We start from the raw sequence: 23,879 nt of genomic DNA, 5'->3' as shown, positions 1-23,879 counted from the left end.
GACCGTCCGTACGGTCAGCCGTCCTGGGGGCCCTTGGGCGGCTGGTGGCCGTTCCTGGTGTGGCCGCGCAGCCGGCCGGTGATGTCTTCAGGCGGCAGGAAGCGGGACCAGCGCTCGGGGAACTCGGACGGCATGTCCGGGTCGTCCGGGTCATCGGGATCTGCCTCGCGCAGCCCGGCCGCCCAGGCGACGTAGTCCGCGACCTGGGCCTCCCGCTGGCGTTCGTTGGCCTCGCGGGCGGCGGCCGTGGCGGCGGCGGGCCAGACCCGGTCGATGGCGGCGTTGACGGCGGCGCCGACCAGCACGGCGAACGCGGACACACCGATCCACAGCAGCACGGCGACGGCGGCGGCGAGGGAGCCGTAGATCGTGGCGCCCTCGATGGTCTGGGTGAGGTAGACGCGCAGCAGGAGGCTGCCGACGACCCACATGGCGAGGGCGACCAGGGCGCCGGGCACGTCCTCGATCCACGGGGAGCGCACGGGCACGGAGACGTGGTAGAGCGTCGTCAGGAAGACGATGGACAGCACGATGACGACCGGCCAGTACAGCACCTGGACGAGCGTCGCCGACCAGGGCAGCACGCCGACCACCGCGTCCGGTCCGGCCACCATCAGGGGCAGCGCCACCGAGCCGATCAGCAGGGCGACCACGAACAGCAGGAACGCCATGATCCGGGTCTTGACGATGCCCCGGACGCCGTCCAGGCCGTACATGACGGTGATGGTGTCGATGAAGACGTTCACCGCGCGCGAGCCCGACCAGAGGGCGAACAGGAAGCCGATGGAGATGACGTCGGGCCGGCCGCCCCTCATCACGTCGTTCAGGATCGGTTCGGCGATCTCCTTGACGCCCTTGTCGGACAGGACGGTGCGGGAGGCTTCGAGGAGGTTGGTCTCCAGGCTGTGGATGGTGTCGGCGCCGGTCCAGTCGTCGACGTAGCCGAGCAGGCCGATGAGGCTGAGCAGCAGCGGGGGCACGGACAGCAGCGTGAAGAACGCGGCCTCGGCGGCGAGGCCCAGGATGCGGTACTCCATGCAGGAATTGACGGTGTCCGTCAGCAGCAGCCAGGCCGTCCTCCGTTTGGAGACGTTCCGGTAGAGAGCCTTGGCCCGGTGGAGACGGCCGTGGGACCGCTGGGGGGATTCGCTTGCTGACTGCACGTCCTTACGGTATCCGCCGCACCGCGCGCCCCTCACCTCGCGGGGCGCGTATTTCCGAGGCGGACGGCTCGGCGGCGCGGGGCGGGCGGCTGGGTGCCGCGGGGCGTCCGGCGCGGTGCCGCGGGGGTGGCGCCGCGCCGACTCGGCACCGCCCCCGCGACACGGGCCCGCGACCGGGCGCGAACGCCGCCCGGAGGCGGCGCGGGGCTCAAGTCTCCCGCCGCGATTCCGGGTTCACCAGGGTTGCAGAGGGTTGCAACTTGTCGCCGGCGGTGCGCGGAGGGTGTTCCCGGACCCCGGACCGGCGGCAGTATGGGGGCGTCGGCCGACCGGAAACCACCGTCCGGACGGCTTGACAGAGCTGTGCGCGCTGTCCGGACAGGGAAGGACTCCCGTGGTGAACCCGCCGATGGACGTGGCGCGTCTGGCCGCCGTCGACGCGCCCCGCACGGCACGGATGCTCCGGCAGGTGCGCGAGGCGACGCTCGCGGGACGACGTGCGCCGATGGCGCCCCGGCCGGTGATCGGCCAGTCCTGGGAGCGGGTGCTGCGCGGCGGTGTCGACCCCGACCGCGAGGTCAGACCGCGGCTGTTGACCGCCGAGGAGGTCTGCCGGCGCCGGGAGGAGTCACCGCTCGGGCAGGTGCTGCCGGTGCTGCGCGAGGGGCTGCTTTCGGTCGCGGACGCCGCCCGGCACATCATGGTCGTCGCGGACGCCGAGAGCCGGGTGCTGTGGCGGGAGGGGTCGCCCTCGGTGCTGCGTCTCGCGGACCGGATCGGCTTCGAGGTCGGCGCGGACTGGCGCGAGGAGGTCGTGGGCACCAACGGGGTGGGCACCCCGGCGGTGGTGCGGCGGCCCGTGCAGGTGTTCGCCGCCGAGCACTTCGCCCGCGCGCACGCCTCCTGGACCTGCGCGGGCGCCCCGGTCACCGATCCCCGGGACGGGCGGCTCATCGGGGTGGTGGACATCAGCGGCCGGCTGGAGACCATGCATCCGGCGACCCTCGCCTGGGTGGAGTCGGTCGCCCGGCTCGCCGAGGCCCGGCTGCGCGAGGCGCATCTCGACTCCCTGGAGCGGCTGCGCTCGGTGGCCGCGCCGGTGCTGGCCCGGCTGGACGGGCGGGCGCTCGCGGTGGACCGGGACGGCTGGTCGGCGGCGGTGACGGGGATGCCGTACGTGCGCCGGATCGCGTTGCCCAAGCCTCTCTCCCCGGGCTTGCGTTGGCTGCCGGTCCTGGGGACGTGCGCCGTGGAGCCGCTGGCCGGGGGGTGGTTGCTGCGGGCGTCCGCCGAGCCGGCGGGCGGGGACGGCAGCGGGCGCCTGGTGCTCGACCTGTCCCGGCCGGAGCGCCGGCTGCTCACGGTGTCCGACGCGGGCGGCAGCTGGACACGTGAACTGAGCGGGCGGCACGCGGAGTTGCTGTACCTGCTGACGGCGCAGCGCGCGGGGCGCAGTGCGGCGGCGCTGGCCGAGGACATGTTCGGCGACCCGTCCCGCACGGTCACCGTACGGGCGGAGATGTCCCGGGTACGCCGATATCTCGGGGCGCTCCTCCTGCATCGGCCGTACCGGCTGCGGGAGGACGCCGAGGCCGAGGTGCTGCTTCCGCCGAACCCTCTTGACCTGCTGCCGCGTTCGACGGCACCGGGGGTGGCGCTGCGCCGTACGGCACACGGGACGCGCTGAGCGCCCCCTTTCACGCCGGGCGCCTCCTGCCGCACGGCGGGCACCTTCCGCGTATTTGCGGGCTCTTGGCCCCGGTGCGGGGTGTGCTGCCGTAGCATCCGAGGCGGGTCCGCACCGTGCCGGGTGATCAACGCGACGATCGCCGGGCGCAGTTGGCCCGCCTCGGGAGGAGACATGAAGCAACGCGGGAGGCACCGCAGGCGCCGACGGGGCATGGCCCTGCGCGCGGCCCTCACCGGGACCGGGCTGGCGCTCACCGCGGCGGCCACGCTGATCAGCACCTCGCAGGCCGAGGTCGCCGGGAATCCCGGCGCGCTCAGGCCGCTCACCTCCGCCGCCGACACCGCCCCGCTGCGCCTGCAGGAGCGCCTGGAACCCGCCTCTGTCCTGAACCGGCTCTCCGCGTCCATGGGCCGCCCGGTCGGCGTGGACGCCGTGCTCGGCGACGCCGATCGCCGGATGCGCGCGGGCGACGGGTGCGCGGACGACGACCGCTCCTCCCTCCCCCTGACCCCGGGGGCCACCCGTTCCTACTGCTGGGACCCGGCCGACACCGCCGACGCCGCCTGGCGTCCCGCCGCCGTGACCACCTCGGGCGGCGCCGGTGAGGACGGGGTCTGGGGCCGGCACCGGGTGGTGCTGAGCGGCTGGACGCACGCCACCGACACCGGGAGCGCGGCCGAGCGCGGTCTGACGCGGGTCGCGTTCACCAGCCTCGACGACCCCGCCCGGCCGGTCTACCGCTGGGTCCTGCTGGTGGTGCCCACCGACGGCGGCCGGGACTACCGCGCCCTGACCTCGGGCATCTCGGGCATGGTCTGGAACCACGGCAAGCTGCTGGTCACCGCCTCCGACGGCGGCGCCGAGGCGCTCTACGTCTACGACCTCGACCGTATCCAGCGCACCACCACCAGCGAGCCCGCCGTCGGCCGGGTGCCGCACGGCTGGTCGGCCGCCGGCTACCGGTACGTGCTGCCCGCCGTGGGCTCCTACCGCTATGCGCAGGGCCGCTGCGCGGGCGGCCGGGCGCCCTGTCCCGGCCCGCTCGCGCTGGACCGGAGCACCGCCCCGGACAGCCTGGTCGCGGCCGAGCGCACCGCCCCGGACGGCGCGCGCAGGGCCCGGCTGTGGCGGTACGCGTTCAGCGCCGACCCGGCGCGCGGCGGGCTGCTGGCCACCGACACCGCGGGGCACACCGACGCCGTCGAGGTGTTCCGGACCAAGGCACGGGGTGTGCGGGGTGTGCTGTCGTACCGGCGGGCCGGGGAGGGGGGCGCCTCCTGGTACACCGGTCAGCTGCCCGGCGCCGAGGACGGCCGGGGCGGGCTGTGGCGGCAGGACGCGGACGGCGCGAAGGGCGCCAGCTGCGGCGCGGACGGCTCGCACCACTGCTGGACGGAGTCGGCGGTGTCGCTGTCGTACTGGCAGGAGACCGGGGAGGTGTGGTCGCTGTCGGACCGGATGCTGTTCTCGGTCCCGCTGGCCTCGATCGAACGCTCGCTGGACTGAGTCCGCGAGGTGATCGCGGGCGATCGACAGTCCGGTGGGCCGGATGATTCCCTGTGCCCATGAGCAGCGTCCCCGTCACCACCTGGTCCCTGGAACAGACCTCACCGTCCGACCTCCTGCCCGCCGAGGCCCCCGAGGGCGACGCGGTGCGGATCGTACGGGCCGAGGTGCCCTCCCCCGAGTTCAGCCGCTTCCTGTACGCCTCGGTCGGCGGTGACATCCGGTGGACCGACCGGCTCGGCTGGACCCACGCGCGGTGGCGGGAGTACCTGGGGCGGCCCGGCGTGGAGACCTGGGTGGCGTACGAGGGGGGCACGCCCGCCGGGTACGCCGAGCTGGCGGCCACCGGCGAGGGCGTGGTGGAGATCGCCTACTTCGGGCTGCTGCCCGCGTTCCGGGGGCGCCGGATCGGCGGTCATCTGCTGTCGGTGGGCACGGCCCGCGCGTGGGACCTGGCGACCCGGTGGCCGGATCTCGCCCCGGTGAAGCGGGTGTGGCTGCACACGTGCAGCAAGGACGGCCCGTACGCGCGGGACAACTATCTGCGGCGCGGCTTCACGCTGTTCGACACGAAGGTGGAGCCGGAGCCGGAGCTGCCGACGCCCGGTCCGTGGCCGGGCGCGTTCCTGGGTGACTGAGCAGCACACCCGCGCCTCGCCGCACCCCGCCCTCTGTCTCGCCATTCGGAATAGATCCGTCCAGATGACGGACAATGGTGGACTGGCCCGAGAGGCGCGTGACACGCTGCCGTCATGTCTGGAACTGGAATCGCCTTGGTGAGCCGACGGCACGTCGACCTCGGCCGCATGTCCAGCGCCAGGTGTCGGGTGAGCTGAGCACTCCAGCACCGTCGGCCTCTCCTCTGTCTCCCGTTCAGCGCGGCACCGCGCACGCCTGCCCGGGTGCGCCCGTGCGTGCGGGCCAGAGCCGATCTGCCGCCTGTTTCTGATCTGCCGCCTGTTCCTAAGGACGTAGAACCATGGCCCCCAGCCCCCAGGACCCCGCCGCCGCCGCGCCCCGCCGCAAGGTGAGTCGTCACCGTGGTGAGGGCCAGTGGGCGGCGGGACACCACACCCCGCTCAACGGCAACGAGCAGTTCAAGAAGGACGACGACGGTCTCAACGTGCGGACACGCATCGAGACGATCTACTCCAAGCGGGGCTTCGACTCCATCGACCCCAACGACCTGCGCGGCCGTATGCGCTGGTGGGGTCTGTACACCCAGCGCAAGCCCGGTATCGACGGCGGCAAGACCGCGATCCTCGAACCGGAGGAGCTGGACGACAAGTACTTCATGCTGCGGGTCCGGATCGACGGCGGCCGGCTGACCACCGCCCAGCTCCGGGTCATCGGTGAGATCTCGCAGGAGTTCGCGCGCGGCACGGCCGACATCACCGACCGGCAGAACATCCAGCTGCACTGGATCAGGATCGAGGACGTGCCGGAGATCTGGCGGCGGCTCGAAGAGGTGGACCTGTCCACCACCGAGGCGTGCGGCGACGTCCCGCGGGTGATTCTCGGCTCGCCGGTCGCGGGCATCGCCGAGGACGAGATCCTCGACGGCACCTGGGCCATCGAGGAGATCCAGCGCCGGATCATCGGCAACAAGGACTTCTCCAACCTGCCGCGCAAGTTCAAGTCCGCGGTCTCCGGCTCGCCCCTGCTGGACGTGGCCCACGAGATCAACGACATCGCGTTCGTCGGCGTCGAACACCCCGAGCACGGGCCGGGGTTCGACGTGTGGGTGGGCGGCGGCCTGTCCACCAACCCCAAACTCGGCGTGCGCCTCGATGCCTGGGTCCCGCTGGAGGAGGTGCCGGACGTCTACGAGGGCGTCATCTCCATCTTCCGCGACTACGGCTACCGCAGGCTCCGCAACCGCGCCCGGCTGAAGTTCCTGGTCGCGGACTGGGGCCCGGAGAAGTTCCGGCAGGTGCTGGAGGACGACTACCTCGGCCGCAAGCTGCTCGACGGCCCGGCGCCCGAGCAGCCGGTGGAGCGCTGGCGCGACCACGTCGGCGTGCACCGTCAGCGCGACGGCCGCTTCTACGTGGGGTTCGCCCCGCGCGTCGGCCGGGTCGACGGCGCCACCCTGGCGAAGATCGCCGGCGTGGCGGAGGAGCACGGCTCCGGCCGGGTCCGCACCACGACCGAGCAGAAGATGATCGTGCTGGACGTCGAGGCGGACCAGATCGATTCGCTCGTCGCCGGTCTGGAGGCGCTGGACCTGCGAGTCAGCCCCTCGCCGTTCCGGCGGGGCACCATGGCCTGCACCGGCATCGAGTTCTGCAAGCTCGCCATCGTCGAGACCAAGGCGCGCGGCAGCGCCCTCATCGACGAACTGGAGCGCCGCCTGCCGGAGTTCGACGAGCCGATCACCATCAACCTCAACGGCTGCCCGAACGCCTGCGCCCGTATCCAGGTGGCGGACATCGGTCTCAAGGGCCAGTTGATGATGGACGAGGACGGCCGGCAGGTCGAGGGCTACCAGGTGCACCTGGGCGGCGCGCTCGGCCTGGAGGCGGGCTTCGGCCGCAAGGTGCGCGGTCTGAAGGTGACTTCGCGGGAGCTGCCCGACTACGTCGAGCGTGTGCTGCGCCGCTTCGAGGCCGAGCGCACCGACGGCGAGCGGTTCGCCGTGTGGGCCGCGCGGGCCAGCGAGGAGGCGCTGTCGTGAGCGAGCGTGCCGCCCCGTTCCACTGCCCCTACTGCGGCGACGAGGACCTGCGTCCGAGCGAGGAGGGCCACGGCGCCTGGGAATGCGGAGCCTGCAATCGCGCCTTTCAGCTGAAGTTCCTCGGGCTGCTCGCCCGGGGGCTGAAGCGGGGCGACGACGGAGGGGACGACCGGATATGACGACCGCTCAGCAGGAGCGCACCGAGGACGAGTTGAGGGACATGGCCGAGCGTGCGGGCCGGGAGCTGGAGGACGCGCCCGCGCTGGAGGTGCTGCGCTGGGCGGTGGACACCTTCGGCGAGCGGTTCTGCGTGACCTCCTCCATGGAGGACGCCGTGGTGGCCCACCTGGCCTCGCGGGTGCGGCCCGGCGTGGACGTGGTGTTCCTCGACACCGGCTACCACTTCCCCGAGACCATCGGCACCCGGGACGCCGTCGACGCCGTGATGGACGTCCATGTCGTCACGCTCACCCCGGAGCGGACCGTCGCCGAGCAGGACGCCGAACACGGGCCCCGGCTGCACGACCGCGACCCCGACCTGTGCTGCGCCCTGCGCAAGGTCCAGCCGCTGGAAACGGGGCTGACGGAGTATCAGGCGTGGGCCACCGGGCTGCGCCGGGACGAGTCGCCGACGCGCGCGAGCACCCCGGTCGTCGGCTGGGACGCCCGGCGCCGCAAGGTCAAGGTCTCCCCCATCGCCCGCTGGACCCAGGACGACGTGGACGCCTACGTCGCCGAACACGGCGTGCTCACCAACCCGTTGCTGATGGACGGCTACGCCTCCGTGGGCTGCGCCCCCTGCACCAGGCGGGTGCTGGAGGGCGAGGACGCGCGGGCCGGACGCTGGGCCGGGCGCGGCAAGACGGAATGCGGGCTGCACGGATGACGAACGATCAGGCGAACGATCAGGCGACCGATCAGGCGACCGATCAGACACAGGGACGAGGACACGTGAGAACCGGAGCCACCGTCTGGCTCACCGGCCTGCCGAGCGCCGGCAAGACCACCATCGCCACCGAACTGGCCGGCCGGCTGCGCGCCGAGGGGCGGCGGGTGGAGGTGCTCGACGGCGACGAGATCCGCGAGTTCCTCTCGGCGGGGCTCGGCTTCGCCCGCGAGGACCGGCACACCAACGTCCAGCGCATCGGCTTCGTGGCCGAACTCCTCGCCCGCAACGGTGTGCTGGCGCTGGTCCCGGTGATCGCGCCCTACGCGGACAGCCGTGACGCGGTGCGCAAGCGCCACGCGGCGAACGGCACCCCGTACCTGGAGGTCCATGTGGCGACCCCGGTCGAGGTGTGCGGCGAGCGGGACGTGAAGGGGCTCTACGCCCGGCAGGCCGCGGGTGAGCTGACCGGGCTCACCGGGGTGGACGACCCGTACGAGGAGCCCGAGGCGCCGGACCTCAGGATCGAGACGCAGGGGCAGAGCGTCGCCCGGTCGGCGGCCGCGGTGCGCGCCCTGCTCGGCGAGAGGGGACTGGCATGACGACGGCCGCCACCGAGGTCACGGGGGGCGGCGAGGGCACGGACAGCCCGTACGCCCTCTCCCACCTGGACGCGCTGGAGTCCGAGGCGGTGCACATCTTCCGCGAGGTGGCGGGCGAGTTCGAGAACCCGGTGATCCTGTTCTCCGGGGGCAAGGACTCGATCGTCATGCTGCGGCTGGCGCTGAAGGCGTTCGCGCCGGCCGCGGTGCCCTTCGCGCTGCTCCATGTGGACACCGGACACAACTTCCCCGAGGTGCTGGCGTACCGGGACCGGGTGGTGGCCGCACACGGGCTGCGCCTCCATGTGGCCTCCGTACAGGACTACATCGACCGGGGTGTGCTCAAGGAACGTCCCGACGGCACCCGGAACCCGCTGCAGACGCTGCCGCTGACGGAGAAGATCCAGAGCGAGCGCTTCGACGCGGTGTTCGGCGGCGGCCGGCGCGACGAGGAGAAGGCCCGCGCCAAGGAGCGGGTGTTCTCGCTGCGGGACGAGTTCTCCCAGTGGGACCCGCGCCGCCAGCGCCCGGAGCTGTGGAACCTGTACAACGGCCGGCACGCGCCCGGCGAGCACGTCCGGGTGTTCCCGCTGTCCAACTGGACCGAGCTGGACGTGTGGCAGTACATCGCCCGCGAGGGGATCGAGCTGCCGGAGATCTACTTCGCGCACGAGCGCCCGGTGTTCAGCCGGGCGGGCATGTGGCTGACGGCCGGCGAGTGGGGCGGCCCGAAGGAGACCGAGCCGGTCCAGACCCGGCTGGTGCGGTACCGCACGGTCGGCGACATGTCCTGCACGGGCGCCGTCGACTCCGACGCGACCACGCTGGAGGCGGTCATCACCGAGATCGCCGCGTCCCGGCTGACCGAGCGGGGCGCGACCCGCGCCGACGACAAGCTCTCCGAGGCCGCGATGGAAGACCGCAAGCGCGAGGGGTACTTCTGACCATGAGCACGATCACCACCGAAGCGCTCTCGGCCACCACCCTGCTCCGGTTCGCCACCGCGGGCTCCGTCGACGACGGCAAGTCCACCCTGGTCGGACGGCTGCTGCACGACTCCAAGTCGGTCCTGGTGGACCAGTTGGAGGCCGTGGAGCGGGCGTCCGCGAGCCGGGGCCAGGAGACGCCCGACCTCGCGCTGCTCACCGACGGCCTGCGGGCCGAGCGGGAGCAGGGCATCACCATCGACGTGGCCTACCGCTACTTCGCCACCCCGCGCCGCCGGTTCATCCTGGCCGACACCCCAGGCCATGTGCAGTACACCCGGAACATGGTCACCGGCGCCTCCACCGCCGAACTGACGGTGGTCCTGGTCGACGCCCGCAACGGCGTGGTCGAGCAGACCCGCCGGCACGCGGCCATCGCCGCCCTGCTGCGGGTGCCGCACGTGGTGCTGGCGGTGAACAAGATGGACCTGGTGGGCTACGAGGAGCGGGTCTTCGCGGCCATCGCGGAGGAGTTCACGGCGTACGCGACCGAGCTGGGTGTCCCGGAGGTCACCGCGATCCCGATCTCGGCGCTCGCCGGGGACAACGTGGTCGACGCCTCCGCCCGGATGGACTGGTACGGCGGCCCGACCGTGCTGGAGCACCTGGAGACGGTGCCGGTCACCCACGACCTGGCGCACTGCCACGCCCGGCTGCCGGTGCAGTACGTGATCCGCCCGCAGACCGCCGAACTCCCCGACTACCGGGGCTACGCCGGGCAGATCGCCTCCGGGAGCTTCCGGGTGGGCGAGGAGGTCACGGTGCTGCCGTCCGGCCGCACCAGCCGGATCGCCGGGATCGACCTGCTGGGCGAGCCGGTGGACGTGGCATGGACCAGCCAGTCGGTGACCGTGCTGCTGGCGGACGACGTGGACGTCTCGCGCGGCGACCTGATCGTGCCGAGCGAGGACGCGCCCGCGACCACCCAGGACGTGGAGGCGACCGTCTGCCATGTCGCCGACCAGCCGCTGACCGTCGGCCACCGGGTGCTGCTCAAGCACGGCACCCGCACGGTGAAGGCGATCGTCAAGGACATCCCGTCCCGGCTCACCCTGGCCGACCTGTCCCTGCATCCGCATCCGGGGACACTGGCCGCCAACGACATCGGCCGGGTGAAGATCCGTACCGCCGAGCCGCTGCCGGTCGACTCCTACGCGGACTCGCGCCGCACCGGCTCCTTCATCCTGATCGACCCGAACGACGGCACCACCCTGACCGCGGGCATGGTCGGCGAGTCCTTCGCCGCGCCCGAACCGGTTGCGGACACGGACGACGACGGGTGGGACTTCTGATCATGCAGTACACCGAGGTCTTCTCGACGTTCGCCAAGGAGGGCGGCCGCATCGGCAGCGGCGCGCTCGGCTCCGGGCAGGGCGGCGTCGCGCGATGTGCGCGCTGACGTACGCGCACCGCTCGCGCGCCCTGCTCCCCCACGCAACTCCGTCCCCCCACCCGACGACGTCCCGGTTGCGACGACGAAGACCCATCGACCTCCCGGCCACGGCCTGACCGCCGTGACCGCCGGGCCACCGAGAGGAAACGCCTCCCGTGCCTGCCACCCGTTCGCCGCTGCCGCGCCGCGGTCTGACCGTTCTCGCCGTACTCCCCCTGCTGGCCCTCGCGGCCTGCGGCTACGGGTCCGAGTCCAAGGACGACGCCACCGACCAGAAGGTCGCCTCCGGGGCCAAGAAGATCGACGGCCTGGACTCCGTCAAGATCGGCTACTTCGGCAACCTCACCCACGCCACCGCCCTGGTCGGCCGCCAGCAGGGGCTCTTCCAGAAGGAACTGGGCGCCACCAAGGCCGACTACGCCACCTTCAACGCCGGCCCCTCCGAGATCGAGGCGCTCAACTCCGGCTCCATCGACATCGGCTGGATCGGCCCCTCCCCCTCGATCAACGGCTACACCAAGTCCGGCGGTCGCAGCCTGAAGATCATCGGCGGTTCGGCGTCGGGCGGGGTGAAGCTGGTCGTGAACCCCAAGAAGGTCAAGTCCGTCAAGGACGTCAAGGGCAAGCGGATCGCCACGCCCCAGCTCGGCAACACCCAGGACGTCGCCTTCCTCAACTGGGCAGCGGAGCAGGGCTACAAGGTCGACGCGCAGAGCGGCAAGGGTGATGTCACCGTGGTCCGCAGCGACAACAAGGTGACCCCGGACGCCTTCAAGGCCGGTTCCGTGGACGGCGCCTGGGTGCCGGAGCCGACCGCGTCCAAGCTGATCGCCCTGGGCGGCAAGGTGCTGCTGGACGAGTCCGACCTGTGGCCGGACAAGAAGTTCGTGATCACCAACATCATCGTGTCGCAGAAGTTCCTCAAGGCCCACCCGAAGGCCGTCGAGGCGGTCCTGCGGGCCTCGGTGCGCACCAACAAGTGGATCAAGGCCAACCCGGACGCGGCGAAGGACGCGGCGAACAAGCAGCTGGAGGCGGACTCCGGCAAGTCGCTGCCCCCGGCGGTGCTGGACCCGGCGTGGAAGTCGATCCAGACCACCGACGACCCGCTGGCCGCGACCCTGAGCACCGAGGCCGAGCACGCGGTCAAGGCGGGTCTGCTGAAGAAGCCCGACCTGAAGGGCATCTACGACCTGACCCTGCTCAACAAGGTCCTCGGCGCCGAGGGCGCCCCCAAGGTCGACGCCGCCGGGCTCGGCACCGACTGACCGGCGCGAACCGATGAGTCCCCAGGAGGTGACGACCATGGCCACCAACGTCGCCGAGGCCGGCCCGGCGGTCGAGTACGCCGCCCGCCTCGACCACGTCTCGAAGTCCTTTCCGGGACCGGGCGGGCAGCAGCTCGTGCTGGACGACATCAGCCTCGATGTCGCGCCCGGCGAGTTCGTCACCCTCCTGGGGGCCTCGGGCTGCGGAAAGTCGACCCTGCTCAACCTGGTGGCGGGCCTGGACCGGCCCAGCACCGGGTCCATCGGCACCGACGGCCGCCCGGCGCTGATGTTCCAGGAGCACGCCCTCTTCCCGTGGCTGACCGCGGGCAAGAACATCGAACTCGCCCTGCGGCTGCGGGGCGTACCCAAGGCCGACCGCCGTGACAGGACCGAGTCGCTGCTCGAACTGGTCCGGCTGAAGGGCGCGTACGGCAAGCGGGTGCACGAACTCTCCGGCGGTATGCGGCAGCGGGTGGCGCTGGCCCGCGCGCTGGCGCAGGAGAGCGGACTGCTCCTGATGGACGAGCCGTTCGCCGCGCTCGACGCCATCACCCGGGACGTGCTGCACGACGAGCTGACCCGGATCTGGACGGAGACCGGGCTGTCCGTGCTGTTCGTGACGCACAACGTGCGGGAGGCGGTGCGGCTGGCCCAGCGGGTCGTGCTGCTGTCCTCCCGGCCGGGCAAGGTGGCGCGCGAGTGGACGGTGGACATCCCGCAGCCGCGCCGCATCGAGGACGCCCCCGTGGCGGAACTGTCCCTGGAGATCACCGAGGCGCTGCGAGGGGAGATCCGCCGCCATGGCCAGCACTGACACGAGCCCGGCCGCCGACACGGGGAGCGTGGAGGCGGGCCTCGACGCCCTGGAGACCCAGCGCGGCACGCGGACACCGTTGAGGCAGACCCTGGTCACCAAGGTCGTGCCGCCGGTCATCGCCGTGCTGGTGGTGGTGCTGGTGTGGCAGGGTCTGGTGTCCTTCGGGGTCGTCTCCGACCCCACCAAGCTGCCCGCGCCGCGGGCGGTGTGGGACGTGGTCCAGCAGGACTGGCTGGAGGGCAAGCTCCTCGGCTACATCTGGACCAGCGTCTCGCGCGGTCTGCTCGGCTTCGGCCTGGCACTGCTGATCGGCACCCCGCTGGGGCTGCTGGTGGCGCGGGTCAGGTTCGTCCGCGCGGCCATCGGCCCGATCCTGTCGGGGCTCCAGTCGCTGCCGTCGGTGGCGTGGGTGCCGCCGGCGGTGATCTGGCTGGGCCTGAACAACTCGATGATGTACGCGGTGATCCTGCTCGGCGCGGTGCCGTCCATCGCCAACGGCCTGGTGTCCGGCATCGACCAGGTGCCGCCGCTGTTCCTGCGGGCGGGCCGCACCATGGGCGCCGGCGGGCTGCGCGGGGTCTGGCACATCACGCTGCCCGCCGCGCTGCCCGGCTATGTGGCCGGGATGAAGCAGGGCTGGGCGTTCGCCTGGCGCTCGCTGATGGCGGCGGAGATCATCGCGTCCTTCCCGGATCTGGGCGTCGGCCTCGGCCAGTTGCTGGAGAACGGCCGCAACGCCCTCGACATGGCCATGGTGTTCGAGGCCATCCTGCTGATCCTGTTCGTCGGCATCGCGGTCGATCTGCTGGTCTTCAGTCCGCTGGAGCGGTGGGTGCTGCGTAGCCGGGGCCTGCTGGTGAAGAGCTGAACTCCTGTGACGCACAAGCCCGTTCTCGTCGTCGTCGCCCACGGCAGCCGTGATCCCCGGCATGCCGCGACCGTGCACGCCCTGGTCGCGCGGGTCCGGTCCCTGCGGCCGGACCTGCGGGTGGTGACCGGCTTCCTGGACTTCGTGGTGCCCTCGGTGAGCGGGGTGCTCGCGTCCCTGGCGGCCGAAGGGGTGCGTGAGGTGGTGGCGCAGCCGCTGCTGCTGACCCGCGCCTTCCACGCCAAGGCCGACATCCCGGCGGTGCTGCGGGAGGCGCCACGCGGGATGCGTATCCGGCAGGCGGAGGTGCTCGGCCCGTCGCCCCTGCTGGTCTCGGCACTGGAACGGCGCCTGTACGAGGCGGGGCTGAGCCCCGCCGACAAGTCCTCGACCGGGGTCGTGCTGGCCTCGGCGGGGTCCTCCGACGCGGAGGCGGTCGCGGTGATCGCCGGCATCGCGCGGGAGTGGTCGCACACCGGTTGGCGCGCGGTGCGGCCCGCGTTCGCCTCCGCCCTGCCCCCGCGCACCGAGGACGTCGTACGCGAGCTGCGCGCCGAGGGGTGCGGGCGGGTGGCCGTCGCACCCTACGTCCTGGCGCCGGGCTTCCTGCCGGACCGGATCGCGCGGGGTGCGGCGGACGCGGATGTGCTGGCCGCCGTGCTGGGCCCGGCGCCGGAGGTGGCCCGGGTGCTGCTCGACCGGTACGCCGAGGCGCTGCGGACCCGCCCGGTGGCCGCGGGGGCCTGAGCGCGTTCTACAGGTTGAGCGCGGTCGTCAGCCGCCGGGTGTACTCGAGGGTGCCGGTACCGGCGGCGGCGCCGATGCAGAGGTCGTCCAGCTGATGCCGGATGCGGCCTCGGTTGGGCGGGAAGCCGTCGTCGGCAGCGAGGGCCAGCTCGGCCGCGATGACCTCCCCGTGGGCGAGGAGCACCGGGTACTCGGCGTGCAGCGCGGCGACGAGCCCGTCGGCGAGCCGGATCAGGGTCTCCAGGTCGGTGCCGTCACCGCCGGGTACCGGGCGGCCGGAGGTGCTGCCGGGGTGGTTGTACGCGTTCATGTCTGTGTCCTCACTCCTGATCCGGGGGCCTTGCGGGGGCCGGGCTGCGGCGAGGGGTGCGTGCCGGGTCGGCTCGGACGGCGACGTTACCCACCTGGCGGCCGACGTCACCAGCAATCAACCACTTTGGGATGAATAGGGGTTGAGTCTGGTATAGGCGCCCTCAGCCGGTCAGCTCGACCAGTTTGCGCACGGTGTTCCAGTTGCGGGTGGTGGCGATCAGGCCCTTGGTGAGGCGCGGGCGCGCCAGCTCCTCACCGAGCTTGGAGCTGCCGAGTCCGTCGGGTGCGTACAGGTACAGACAGCGGTCGCCGAGGCGGAACTCCTCGGGGAGGCGGGCGGCGGTGTCGATGCCGGCGAAGCGCTCGGGGTCCACCGGTGCGGAGAAGTAGGTGACGTGCAGTTGCTTCGGCTCCAGCGCGTCGGCGGGGAACGGGCAGGCGTCCGCGACCGCCGTCAGATAGGCATGGTCCCGCACGATCACCCCGACCGGGAAGCCGAACCGCTGCTCGATGGCCGCGCTCAACTCTCCAGCGAGCCCGTCCGCTTCCCCCTGGGAGGCGGTGAACACGGCCTGGCCGCTCTGGAGATGGGTGCGTACGTCGTCATGGCCCAGCCCGGTCAGGAGGGTTCGCAGGTCGGCCATCGGGAGCTTCTTGTTGCCGCCGACGTTGATCCCGCGCAGCAGCGCCACGTACGTAGTCGTCATCAGCCCACGATAGCCACGACCGAACGCACGGTAGCCCCTGGAAGCATTCCCTTTCCCTGGTTCGGTCGGCGTGTTCAGGGTCGTGAAGGCAGCGCGCCCCCTCCAGGGACCGCGCACACCGCCCGACCTGTGCGAATGCGAGACTGGCCGCGAGCGGGGCCGCCCGGCACGGCAGGCGGCACGGAAACGGGCACGGAGGCGGACGATGGACGAGGCACGGGCGCGGGCGGTACTGGCCCGGGGGGAGGTGCTGCCCCCGGCGGCGGACGCCCGCCTCCTCGCCCTCGGCGAGAACGCGGTGTTCGCCGCCGGGGACCTGGTGGTCAAGGTCGGCCGGGACGCCGAGCTGCTCGACCGGGCCCGCCGCGAGCTGGCCGTGGCCGGCTGGCTTGCCGAGTCCGGGGTACCCGCGGTGCGCGCCGCCGAGCCCGAAGCGCTGCTGGTCGACGGCCATCCGGTGACCGTCTGGCACCGGCTGCCCGACGCGGTGCGCCCCGCCGAACCCCGTGACCTGGCCGGGCTGCTGCGGCTGGTGCACGCGCTGCCCGCGCCTCCCGTGCCGCTGCCGCGCCGCGAGCTGCTGGGCGGGGTGGAGCGCTGGCTTCGGCTCGCGGGCGACGCGATCGACCCCGGGGACGCCGCCTGTCTACGCGCCCGCCGCGACGGTTTCGCCTCGGCCGTCGCCGCGCTGACCCCCCGTCTGACGCCGGGCCCGATCCACGGGGACGCGCTGCCCCGCAATGTGCACATCGGCCCGGACGGCCCGGTCCTGGTGGACCTGGAGACCTTCTCCGCCGACCTGCGCGAGCACGACCTCGTGGTGATGGCCCTCTCCCGCGACCGCTACGGCCTGCCCGCAGACGCCTACGACGCCTTCACCTCGGCCTACGGCTGGGACGTGCGCGAGTGGGACGGCTGCTCCGTGCTGCGCGGCGCCCGCGAGACGGCGAGCTGCGCCTGGGTCGCCCAGCACGCCCCGGCGAACCCGAAGGCGCGCGCGGAGTTCGAGCGGCGGGTGGCGTCCCTCAGGGACGGGGACGAGTCGGTGCGCTGGTACCCGTTCTGAGCCGGCCCGGCACGGCCTACGGCACAGCGGCGTCCGTCAGCTCGCGCAGCGGCCAGACGCGGTCTATCACCGCGTCCGCCTCGCCCTTGCCCCGCAGGAACGCCTCGAAGTCGGCGGCCCATTCGGCGTACCACTCGATCTGGCTGCGGTGCAGCTCCGCCGCGCCGAGCCCGGCTATCTTCGGGTGCCGCTCGGCTATCGCCGTGGCGAGCCGGGCGGCGGCCAGGGCATCGGCCGAGGCGTCGTGGGCCCCGTCGAGCACGACCCCGTACTCCGCGCAGACCGCTTCCAGGTTCCGCTTGCCCCGGCGGTAGCGGTCGACCCGGCGGTCGATGGTGTACGGGTCGATGACCGGGGCCGGGGCCCGGCCGCCCAGCCGCTCGGCGAGCGAGGGCAGGCGGTGTCTGCGCAGCTCGGCGGAGAGCAGGGTGAGGTCGAAGGCGGCGTTGTACGCGACGACCGGCAGGCCCGAGTCCCAGGCGGAGACCAGGGCGCCGGCGATGGCGTCGGCCACCTGGTCGGCCGGGCGGCCCTCGGCCGTGGCGCGCTCGTTGCTGATGCCGTGCACGGCGACCGCTTCGGCCGGGATCTCCACGCCCGGATCGGCCAGCCATTCGCGGCGGCCCAGGGGCTCGCCGGCCCTGACCTCCAGCACGGCGCCCGTGACGATGCGCGACTGACGCGGATCGGTCCCGGTCGTCTCCAGGTCGAAGCCGATCAGCGGCTCCCGGTGCCAGCCCATGGGCGGCCCCCCTTCTTGGTGGTGCGTTCCCCCAGTGGCCTCCACCATGACACGGGGCACTGACAACGCTCCGGGCCGCCCGCCGCCGGCCGCCCCTCAGGACACCGGCCGCGAGTCCGCCCAGGCCGCCTCGAACTCCTCCCGGTAGGTGGGGAATATTCCGGTTTCGCCCGCCTGGTCCGACTTCACCACCCGGCTGCCGCCCCGCAGCACCAGCACCGGCGACTCCATGCCGCGCGCGCCGCGCAGATAGGACTGCACCACGCCGATGCCGTCGGCACCGTCACCGTCCACCAGGTAGGCGGTGAAGCGCGGTGTCTCGTCGTACACCCGGATCTCGAAGGCGCCGGGGTCGCGCAGCCGGGAGCGCACCCGGCGCATGTGCAGGATGTTCATCTCGACCGACCGAGCCAACTCCCCGCGTCGCATACCGAGTTCACGCTCCCGGCGTTTGACCGCGCTGGAGGCCGGGTTGAGGAAGAGCAGCCGGACCCGGCAGCCGGACTCCGCGAGGCGGACCAGACGGCGGCCGGAGAAGTTCTGCACCAGCAGGTTGAGTCCGATACCGATGGCGTCCAGCCGGCGGGCCCCGCCGAACAGGTCCTCGGCCGGGAACTGGCCCATCAGCCGCACCCGGTCGGAGTGCACGGCGACCACGTCCGCGTACCGGTCGCCGACCAGGTCCTCGACCGCGTCCACCGGGAGCCGGGCCGCCGAGGGCACGTCACCGGCCGAGCCGAGCAACTCCAGCAGCCGTGCGGAGGCGCGCTCGGCCTGGTTCAGCACCGCCTCGGACAGCGCCCGGTTGCGGGAGACGACATTGCGGGTCACCTCCAGCTCGTCCAGGGCGAGTTCGAGGTCCCGGCGCTGGTCGAAGTACGGCTCGAAGCACGGCCAGTGCTGCACCATGAGTTCGCGCAGCTGGGGCAACGTCAGGAAACTGAGCACGTTGTCGTCGGCCGGGTCGAGCAAGTACCCCTTGCGGCGGCTGACTTCGCGTACCGCGACGGCCCGCTGCACCCACTCCTGTCCGGCCGGGCCGGCGGCGGCCACCACCCAGTCGTCGCCGTGCACGGGTTCGTAGACGGGGCGCAGCACGGCGGCCACGACGGCGCGGAGCCGCTGCTCGACGAGGTTGAGCCAGATGTAGGCGCGGCCCGCCCGCTGGGCCCGGGTGCGCACCTCCAGCCAGGCGCCCGCGTCCCACTCCAGTTCCGGTCCGATCGACCCCGCGCCCATCGGACGCGCCAGGGACACCGCGCCGGGCGGGACGTCCGTGGAACCGCTCCCCTCGTGACCCTCGCCACCAGGGGGCAGCTCCAGCCCTCCCGAGCCCACCCCGCACCGCCTTCCGTCCCCCGGACCTTCCCCGTCCCAACGATCAAGGAAGGGTACTCCGCGAGCGGTCGGCGGTGCAGCCGGATGGACAGGTCGGTTTCCCGGCCTGCCCGGTGTCCGTGGCCGTTCCGGGCGTTCCGGAGCGGAGGGAGTGAGCGGAGTCATAGCGGCGCGGACCGCCCTCCGGGCGGCGCGGCGCTGGTGAGCGCCCCGGGCACCGGCGGCTCCCGTCCGGGGCTCCCGGCGGGGCCGGGATCAGGTCCGGCTCACCGGGCCGGCGGCGGCTTCCCTCCTTCGGGTGGGGGTAGAGGTGATCCATGACCATGGGTCGGCCGGCAGCGGAGGGCGGCAGTTATCAGGCGCCCTCACTTTCGGGGAGACTCGCCGCCAACGCGCCCCCAGCGGGGCCCCGCACCTGGAAGAGTCGAGCGCATGCAGGTCTGGCCTGGAGAGGCGTATCCCCTCGGTGCCACCTATGACGGTGCCGGTACCAATTTCGCGGTCTTCACCGAGGCCGCGGACCGAGTGGAGCTGTGTCTGCTGCACGACGACGGCTCCGAGACGGCGGTGGAACTGCGCGAGAGCGACGCGTTCGTCCGGCACGCGTACCTGCCCGGCGTGATGCCGGGACAGCGGTACGGGTTCCGGGTGCACGGCCCCTTCGCACCCGAGCGGGGGCTGCGCTGCAACTCGGCGAAGCTGCTGCTCGACCCGTACGCGAAGGCGGTCAGCGGCGCGGTGCGGTGGGGCGAGGAGGTGTACGGCTACCACTTCGGCGCCCCCGACCGGCGCAACGACCTGGACTCCGCGCCGCACACCATGAGCTCGGTGGTGATCAACCCGTACTTCGACTGGGGCGACGACCGCCCGCCGCGCACCGACTACCACCGCACCGTGATCTACGAGGCCCATGTGAAGGGCCTGACCATGCGCCATCCCGGGCTGCCGGAGGAGTTGCGCGGCACCTACGCGGGGCTCGCCCACCCGGCGGTGATCGAGCATCTGACCCGGCTCGGGGTGACGGCGCTGGAGCTGATGCCGGTCCACCAGTTCGTCAACGACCACCGCCTGGTCGACGCGGGCCTGAACAACTACTGGGGCTACAACACCATCGGCTTCTTCGCCCCGCACAACGCGTACGCCTCCTGGGGCGACCGGGGCCAGCAGGTGCTGGAGTTCAAGTCGGCGGTGCGGGCGCTGCACGAGGCCGGGATCGAGGTCATCCTCGACGTGGTCTACAACCACACCGCCGAGGGCAACCACCTGGGCCCGACCCTGTCGTTCAAGGGCATCGACAACCCCTCGTACTACCGGCTCACCGATGATCCGCGCTACTACATGGACACCACGGGCACCGGCAACAGCCTGCTGATGCGCTCGCCGCACGTCCTTCAGATGATCATGGACTCGCTGCGGTACTGGGTGACCGAGATGCATGTCGACGGCTTCCGCTTCGACCTCGCGGCCACGCTGGCCCGGCAGTTCCACGAGGTGGACCGGCTCTCGTCCTTCTTCGACCTGGTCCAGCAGGACCCGGTGGTCTCGCAGGTGAAGCTGATCGCGGAGCCGTGGGACGTCGGCGAGGGCGGCTACCAGGTGGGCAACTTCCCGCCGCTGTGGACCGAGTGGAACGGCAAGTACCGGGACACCGTGCGGGACCTGTGGCGCGGGGAGCCGCGCGCGATCGCGGAGTTCGCGTCCCGGCTCACCGGCTCCTCCGACCTCTACCAGGACGACGGCCGGCGCCCGCTGGCCTCGATCAACTTCGTCACCTGCCACGACGGCTTCACCCTGCACGACCTCGTCTCGTACAACGACAAGCACAACCAGGCCAACGGCGAGGAGAACCGGGACGGCGAGAGCCACAACCGGTCCTGGAACTGCGGGGTGGAGGGCGACACCGACGACCCGGCGGTACGCGAGCTGCGCGCGCGGCAGACGCGTAACTTCATCGCCACGCTGATGCTGTCCCAGGGCGTGCCGATGATCAGCCACGGCGACGAGTTCGCCCGCACCCAGCGCGGCAACAACAATGCCTACTGCCAGGACAACGAGATCTCCTGGGTGGACTGGCCCGAGCCGGCGGAGACGGAGGGCGACGAGCGGGCCGCGCTGCTGGAGTTCACCCGGGCGATGGTGGAGCTGCGCAGCGAGCACCCGGTGTTCCGGCGCCGCCGCTTCCTGCACGGGCGCCCGGTGGAGGGCACCCAGGACGAGCTGTCGGACGTCGCCTGGTTCACTCCTGAGGGTGAGCGGATGGCCCAGGCGGACTGGGACTCGGCACCCGCCTCCGCACTGGCCGTGTTCCTGAACGGCAACGCGATCTCCGAGCCGGGCCCGCGCGGGGAGCGGATCGCGGACGACTCGTTCCTGCTGATGTTCAACGCCTCGCACAAGCAGTTGGACTTCATGGTGCCGGTGGACCACGGCAAGCTGTGGCAGGTGGTGGTGGACACCGCCCGGCCCGAGGGGTTGCCGCCGGGCACCGGTCCGAAGGTGGTGGCCGGCGAGCACCTCACCCTGCCGGACCGCAGCCTGACCGTGCTCCAGCGCCCCGCGTAGCCCGCGCCGGCCGGGGACACACCACCGTGTCCCCGGCCGGCGGCAGGTCCCCCCGGGCCCGGATGCCCCGCCGGATGACACGAAGAGCCGCAGGCGGGGTACGTAGCTCTGCATGACTTCAGTGCGACCCGGACCAGGGGTGCCCACGGCCACCTACCGCCTACAGCTCCAGCCCTCGTTCCCCTTCGCCGCCGCGGAGGCGGCCGTGCCCTATCTGGCGTCGCTGGGCGTCTCGCACCTGCATCTGTCCCCCGTCCTGGAGGCCGTCCCCGGCTCCACCCACGGCTACGACGTGGTGGACCACGCGCGGGTGCGCGCGGAGCTGGGCGGCGAGGACGGGCTGAGGGCGCTGTCCCGCACCGCGCGGGAGCACGGGCTCGGTCTGGTGGTGGACATCGTGCCGAACCACATGGCGATGGCACCCCGGTACAACCGTGCCCTGTGGGAGGTGCTCCGCGAGGGCCCCGAGTCGCCGTACGCGCGCTGGTTCGACATCGACTGGACCTCGCGGGGCGGCCAGGTGCTGCTGCCGCTGCTCGGCGGGCCCATCGGCGCCGAGCGGGAGCACCTGGTGGCCGACGACGGCATGCTGCGCTACCACGACCACCTCTTCCCGCTGCGCTCCGGCACCGAGGGCCTGCCGCTGCCCGAGCTGCTGGACGCCCAGTGGTACCGCCCGGTGTGGTGGCGGCTGGCCCGCACCGAGCTGAACTACCGGCGCTTCTTCAGCATCTCCGAGCTGATCGGGGTGCGGGTGGAGGACCCCGAGGTCTTCGACGCCACCCACGGCAAGATCCTCCAGTTGCTGGCGGAGGACGTGCTCGACGGCCTGCGCGTCGACCACCCGGACGGTCTCGCCGACCCCGACGCCTACCTGGCCCGGCTGGACGAGGCGACCGGGGGCCGCTGGACGGTGGTGGAGAAGATCCTCGCCGACGAGGAGCACCTGCCCGACTCCTGGCCCGTCGCCGGAACCACCGGGTACGACGCCCTGCGCCGCATCGACGGCGTCTTCACCGGCCCGGCCGGCGCCGCCGAACTCGACGCCCACTACCGTGCGTTCGCCGCCCCGCAGCTCGACCGGGGCGGCGACTGGGACGCCACCGCGCGCCGGGCCGCGTACAAGGTGCTCACCCATGAGCTGGCCGCCGAGGCCGACCGGCTCACCCGCTCGGCGGTCCGGCTGTGCGCCGCTTCCTCGGACCTGTCCCTGCGCGACCGGGCCCCCTGGGCGCTGCGCACGGCGCTGGAGGAACTGCTGGTCCGGATGCGGGTGTACCGGCCGTACACGTCCGAGGACGCGGCCGGGGTCGTCACCGAGGAGGCCGCGGCCGACGCCCGGCGAGCGTTCGCGGTGGCGGACGAGGCCGACGCGGTCGACCTGGTGCGCGGGCTGCTGATCGGTCCGGATGACGGCAGGCTGCCCGAACTCACCGAGTTCCGCGCCCGGTTCGCACAGACCGCGTCCGCGCTGCGGGCCAAGTCGGTGGAGGACACGGCGTTCTACCGCTACGTCCCGCTGCTCTCCGCGACCGAGGTCGGCGGCGATCCCGGCCGGGTGGGGGTCTCCCCGGCGGAGTTCCACGCCTACTGCGCGCACCTGGCGAGCCACTGGCCGGACACCGGCACGGTGGTCACCACGCACGACACCAAGCGCAGCGCGGACGTGCGGGCGGCGCTGAACGTGCTCACCGAGTGCCCCGGCCGCTGGGCCAAGCTGCTCGCCGAGGTGAGCCGGGAACCGGAGGTGGTCCCCGACCGCCAACTGGCCTGGGCCGCCTGGCAGACGGTGTTCGGACTCGGCCCGGCCGAGGAGGAGCGGGTCCGCGAGGCGCTGCTGAAGCACGTCCGCGAGGCGGGCATGTACACGAGCTGGACCGAGCAGGAGCCGCCGTACGAGGACGCGGTGGCCGCGTTCGTCGCCGCCGGGCCCTGCGGTCCGCCGGGTGAACGGGTGGCCGCCTTCCGCAAGACGCTGGAGCCGCACATCCGGGCCAACGTGCTGGGCACCGCGCTGGTCCACCTGACCATGCCGGGCGTGCCGGACGTGTACCAGGGCACGGAGAGCGAGTACCGGGCGCTGGTGGACCCCGACAACCGGCGTCCCGTGCCCTTCCCGCCGGGCGCGCCGGGTGAGAAGGAGGCGCTGACCAGGGCCGCGCTCCGGCTCCGGGCGCGGCGTCCGGAGGTCTTCGGCCGGGAGGGGGCCTACGCCCCGCTGCTCGCCGAGGGGCCGTCGGCCGAGCACGTGCTGGCGTTCTCCCGCTCCGGGGAGGTGATCACGGCGGTGACCCGGCTCTCCGTGCATCTGGAGGAGGCGGGTGGCTGGCGTGACACCCGTCTCCCGCTGCCGCCCGGCCGCTGGCGGGACGCCCTCGCCCCGGAGCGCGAGTTCACCGGCGAGGCGCGCGCAGAGGACCTGTTCTCCGCGCTGCCGGTGGGACTGCTGGAGCGGGTGGACGAGGCGGGCGACGCGGACTGAGCGCGCGGGACGGGCCGGGTGGCGGGAAGCCACCCGTGCCTTGTCGTCAGCCGAGGCCACCCGG

At 72.7% G+C, this 23,879-nt stretch carries 21 protein-coding genes; 16 read left to right on the top strand and 5 right to left on the bottom strand.

Annotation, left to right across the window (positions count from 1 at the left end):
• Nucleotides 1-14 precede the first annotated feature (14 nt).
• Nucleotides 15-1,163: a YihY/virulence factor BrkB family protein gene (locus ACFWN1_RS05170; RefSeq protein ID WP_384358347.1), complete on the bottom strand. Its 1,149-nt coding sequence runs from the start codon at nucleotides 1,161-1,163 to the stop codon at nucleotides 15-17.
• Between the two features lie 394 nt (nucleotides 1,164-1,557).
• Between ACFWN1_RS05170 and ACFWN1_RS05165 the strand changes: the two genes are divergently transcribed.
• From ACFWN1_RS05165 to ACFWN1_RS05105, 13 genes are all read left to right on the top strand, one after another.
• A complete protein-coding gene (locus ACFWN1_RS05165) occupies nucleotides 1,558-2,850 on the top strand; it encodes a GAF domain-containing protein (protein ID WP_384358345.1) in 1,293 nt (430 codons plus the stop codon).
• Nucleotides 2,851-3,024: 174 nt separating this feature from the next.
• Nucleotides 3,025-4,359 (top strand): hypothetical protein, encoded by a 1,335-nt coding sequence (locus ACFWN1_RS05160; RefSeq protein WP_384358343.1) that lies wholly within the window; start codon nucleotides 3,025-3,027, stop codon nucleotides 4,357-4,359.
• Between the two features lie 59 nt (nucleotides 4,360-4,418).
• Nucleotides 4,419-4,997 carry a GNAT family N-acetyltransferase gene (locus ACFWN1_RS05155; RefSeq protein ID WP_384358341.1) on the top strand — a complete coding sequence of 193 codons (579 nt, stop codon included), beginning with the start codon at nucleotides 4,419-4,421 and terminating at the stop codon, nucleotides 4,995-4,997.
• A gap of 341 nt (nucleotides 4,998-5,338) precedes the next feature.
• Entirely contained in the window at nucleotides 5,339-7,036 is a 1,698-nt protein-coding gene (locus ACFWN1_RS05150) for a nitrite/sulfite reductase (protein ID WP_384358339.1), read from the top strand.
• Complete coding sequence (locus tag ACFWN1_RS05145) at nucleotides 7,033-7,215, top strand: hypothetical protein (protein ID WP_030802517.1); 183 nt, start codon at nucleotides 7,033-7,035, stop codon at nucleotides 7,213-7,215. The genes ACFWN1_RS05150 and ACFWN1_RS05145 overlap by 4 nt, the downstream gene beginning before the upstream one ends.
• The gene (locus tag ACFWN1_RS05140) at nucleotides 7,212-7,922 is read left to right on the top strand and encodes a phosphoadenylyl-sulfate reductase (RefSeq protein WP_384358337.1); all 711 of its coding nucleotides are present in this window, start codon (nucleotides 7,212-7,214) and stop codon (nucleotides 7,920-7,922) included. Before ACFWN1_RS05145 ends, ACFWN1_RS05140 begins: the two co-directional genes overlap by 4 nt.
• On the top strand, nucleotides 7,904-8,524 hold the full coding sequence (cysC, locus tag ACFWN1_RS05135; protein WP_384358335.1) for an adenylyl-sulfate kinase: 621 nt from the start codon (nucleotides 7,904-7,906) through the stop codon (nucleotides 8,522-8,524). The genes ACFWN1_RS05140 and cysC overlap by 19 nt, the downstream gene beginning before the upstream one ends.
• Nucleotides 8,521-9,468: a sulfate adenylyltransferase subunit CysD gene (gene cysD / locus ACFWN1_RS05130; RefSeq protein WP_384358333.1), complete on the top strand. Its 948-nt coding sequence runs from the start codon at nucleotides 8,521-8,523 to the stop codon at nucleotides 9,466-9,468. Before cysC ends, cysD begins: the two co-directional genes overlap by 4 nt.
• Nucleotides 9,469-9,470: 2 nt before the next feature.
• On the top strand, nucleotides 9,471-10,802 hold the full coding sequence (locus ACFWN1_RS05125) for a sulfate adenylyltransferase subunit 1 (protein ID WP_384358331.1): 1,332 nt from the start codon (nucleotides 9,471-9,473) through the stop codon (nucleotides 10,800-10,802).
• 256 nt (nucleotides 10,803-11,058) lie between these two features.
• Nucleotides 11,059-12,171: an aliphatic sulfonate ABC transporter substrate-binding protein gene (locus ACFWN1_RS05120; RefSeq protein ID WP_384358329.1), complete on the top strand. Its 1,113-nt coding sequence runs from the start codon at nucleotides 11,059-11,061 to the stop codon at nucleotides 12,169-12,171.
• A 13-nt stretch (nucleotides 12,172-12,184) separates the two neighbouring features.
• Nucleotides 12,185-12,988, top strand: coding sequence for an ABC transporter ATP-binding protein (locus ACFWN1_RS05115; RefSeq protein ID WP_384358327.1), 804 nt, complete (start codon nucleotides 12,185-12,187; stop codon nucleotides 12,986-12,988).
• Entirely contained in the window at nucleotides 12,975-13,859 is an 885-nt protein-coding gene (locus ACFWN1_RS05110; protein ID WP_384358325.1) for an ABC transporter permease, read from the top strand. Before ACFWN1_RS05115 ends, ACFWN1_RS05110 begins: the two co-directional genes overlap by 14 nt.
• 6 nt (nucleotides 13,860-13,865) lie before the next feature.
• A complete protein-coding gene (locus ACFWN1_RS05105; protein WP_384358323.1) occupies nucleotides 13,866-14,606 on the top strand; it encodes a sirohydrochlorin chelatase in 741 nt (246 codons plus the stop codon).
• Between the two features lie 7 nt (nucleotides 14,607-14,613).
• Here the strand turns inward: ACFWN1_RS05105 and ACFWN1_RS05100 are convergent, their stop codons facing one another.
• Complete coding sequence (locus ACFWN1_RS05100; protein ID WP_384358321.1) at nucleotides 14,614-14,916, bottom strand: hypothetical protein; 303 nt, start codon at nucleotides 14,914-14,916, stop codon at nucleotides 14,614-14,616.
• Nucleotides 14,917-15,079: 163 nt separating this feature from the next.
• A complete protein-coding gene (locus ACFWN1_RS05095) occupies nucleotides 15,080-15,625 on the bottom strand; it encodes a DUF1697 domain-containing protein (RefSeq protein ID WP_384358319.1) in 546 nt (181 codons plus the stop codon).
• Between the two features lie 205 nt (nucleotides 15,626-15,830).
• Here ACFWN1_RS05095 and ACFWN1_RS05090 point away from each other — a divergent pair, with 205 nt between their 5' ends.
• The gene (locus ACFWN1_RS05090; protein WP_384358317.1) at nucleotides 15,831-16,691 is read left to right on the top strand and encodes a phosphotransferase enzyme family protein; all 861 of its coding nucleotides are present in this window, start codon (nucleotides 15,831-15,833) and stop codon (nucleotides 16,689-16,691) included.
• Between the two features lie 16 nt (nucleotides 16,692-16,707).
• On the opposite strand, the gene ACFWN1_RS05085 is transcribed toward ACFWN1_RS05090, so the two are convergent.
• Together ACFWN1_RS05085 and ACFWN1_RS05080 are read right to left on the bottom strand one after the other, a co-directional pair.
• Nucleotides 16,708-17,433 carry a 3'-5' exonuclease gene (locus tag ACFWN1_RS05085; protein ID WP_384358315.1) on the bottom strand — a complete coding sequence of 242 codons (726 nt, stop codon included), beginning with the start codon at nucleotides 17,431-17,433 and terminating at the stop codon, nucleotides 16,708-16,710.
• A gap of 96 nt (nucleotides 17,434-17,529) precedes the next feature.
• Nucleotides 17,530-18,771, bottom strand: a complete 1,242-nt coding sequence (locus ACFWN1_RS05080; protein WP_384358313.1) for an SAV2148 family HEPN domain-containing protein — start codon at nucleotides 18,769-18,771, stop codon at nucleotides 17,530-17,532.
• Nucleotides 18,772-19,203: 432 nt separating this feature from the next.
• On the opposite strand from ACFWN1_RS05080, the gene glgX reads away from it, so the two are divergent.
• A complete protein-coding gene (gene glgX, locus ACFWN1_RS05075) occupies nucleotides 19,204-21,333 on the top strand; it encodes a glycogen debranching protein GlgX (protein WP_384358311.1) in 2,130 nt (709 codons plus the stop codon).
• A 112-nt stretch (nucleotides 21,334-21,445) separates the two neighbouring features.
• A complete protein-coding gene (treY, locus tag ACFWN1_RS05070; RefSeq protein ID WP_384358309.1) occupies nucleotides 21,446-23,815 on the top strand; it encodes a malto-oligosyltrehalose synthase in 2,370 nt (789 codons plus the stop codon).
• Nucleotides 23,816-23,879 lie beyond the last annotated feature (64 nt).

The sequence above is a fragment of the Streptomyces sp. NPDC058459 genome, from assembly GCF_042721685.1.
Classification (GTDB): domain Bacteria; phylum Actinomycetota; class Actinomycetes; order Streptomycetales; family Streptomycetaceae; genus Streptomyces.
This window is presented reverse-complemented; position numbering and strand designations above follow the sequence as displayed.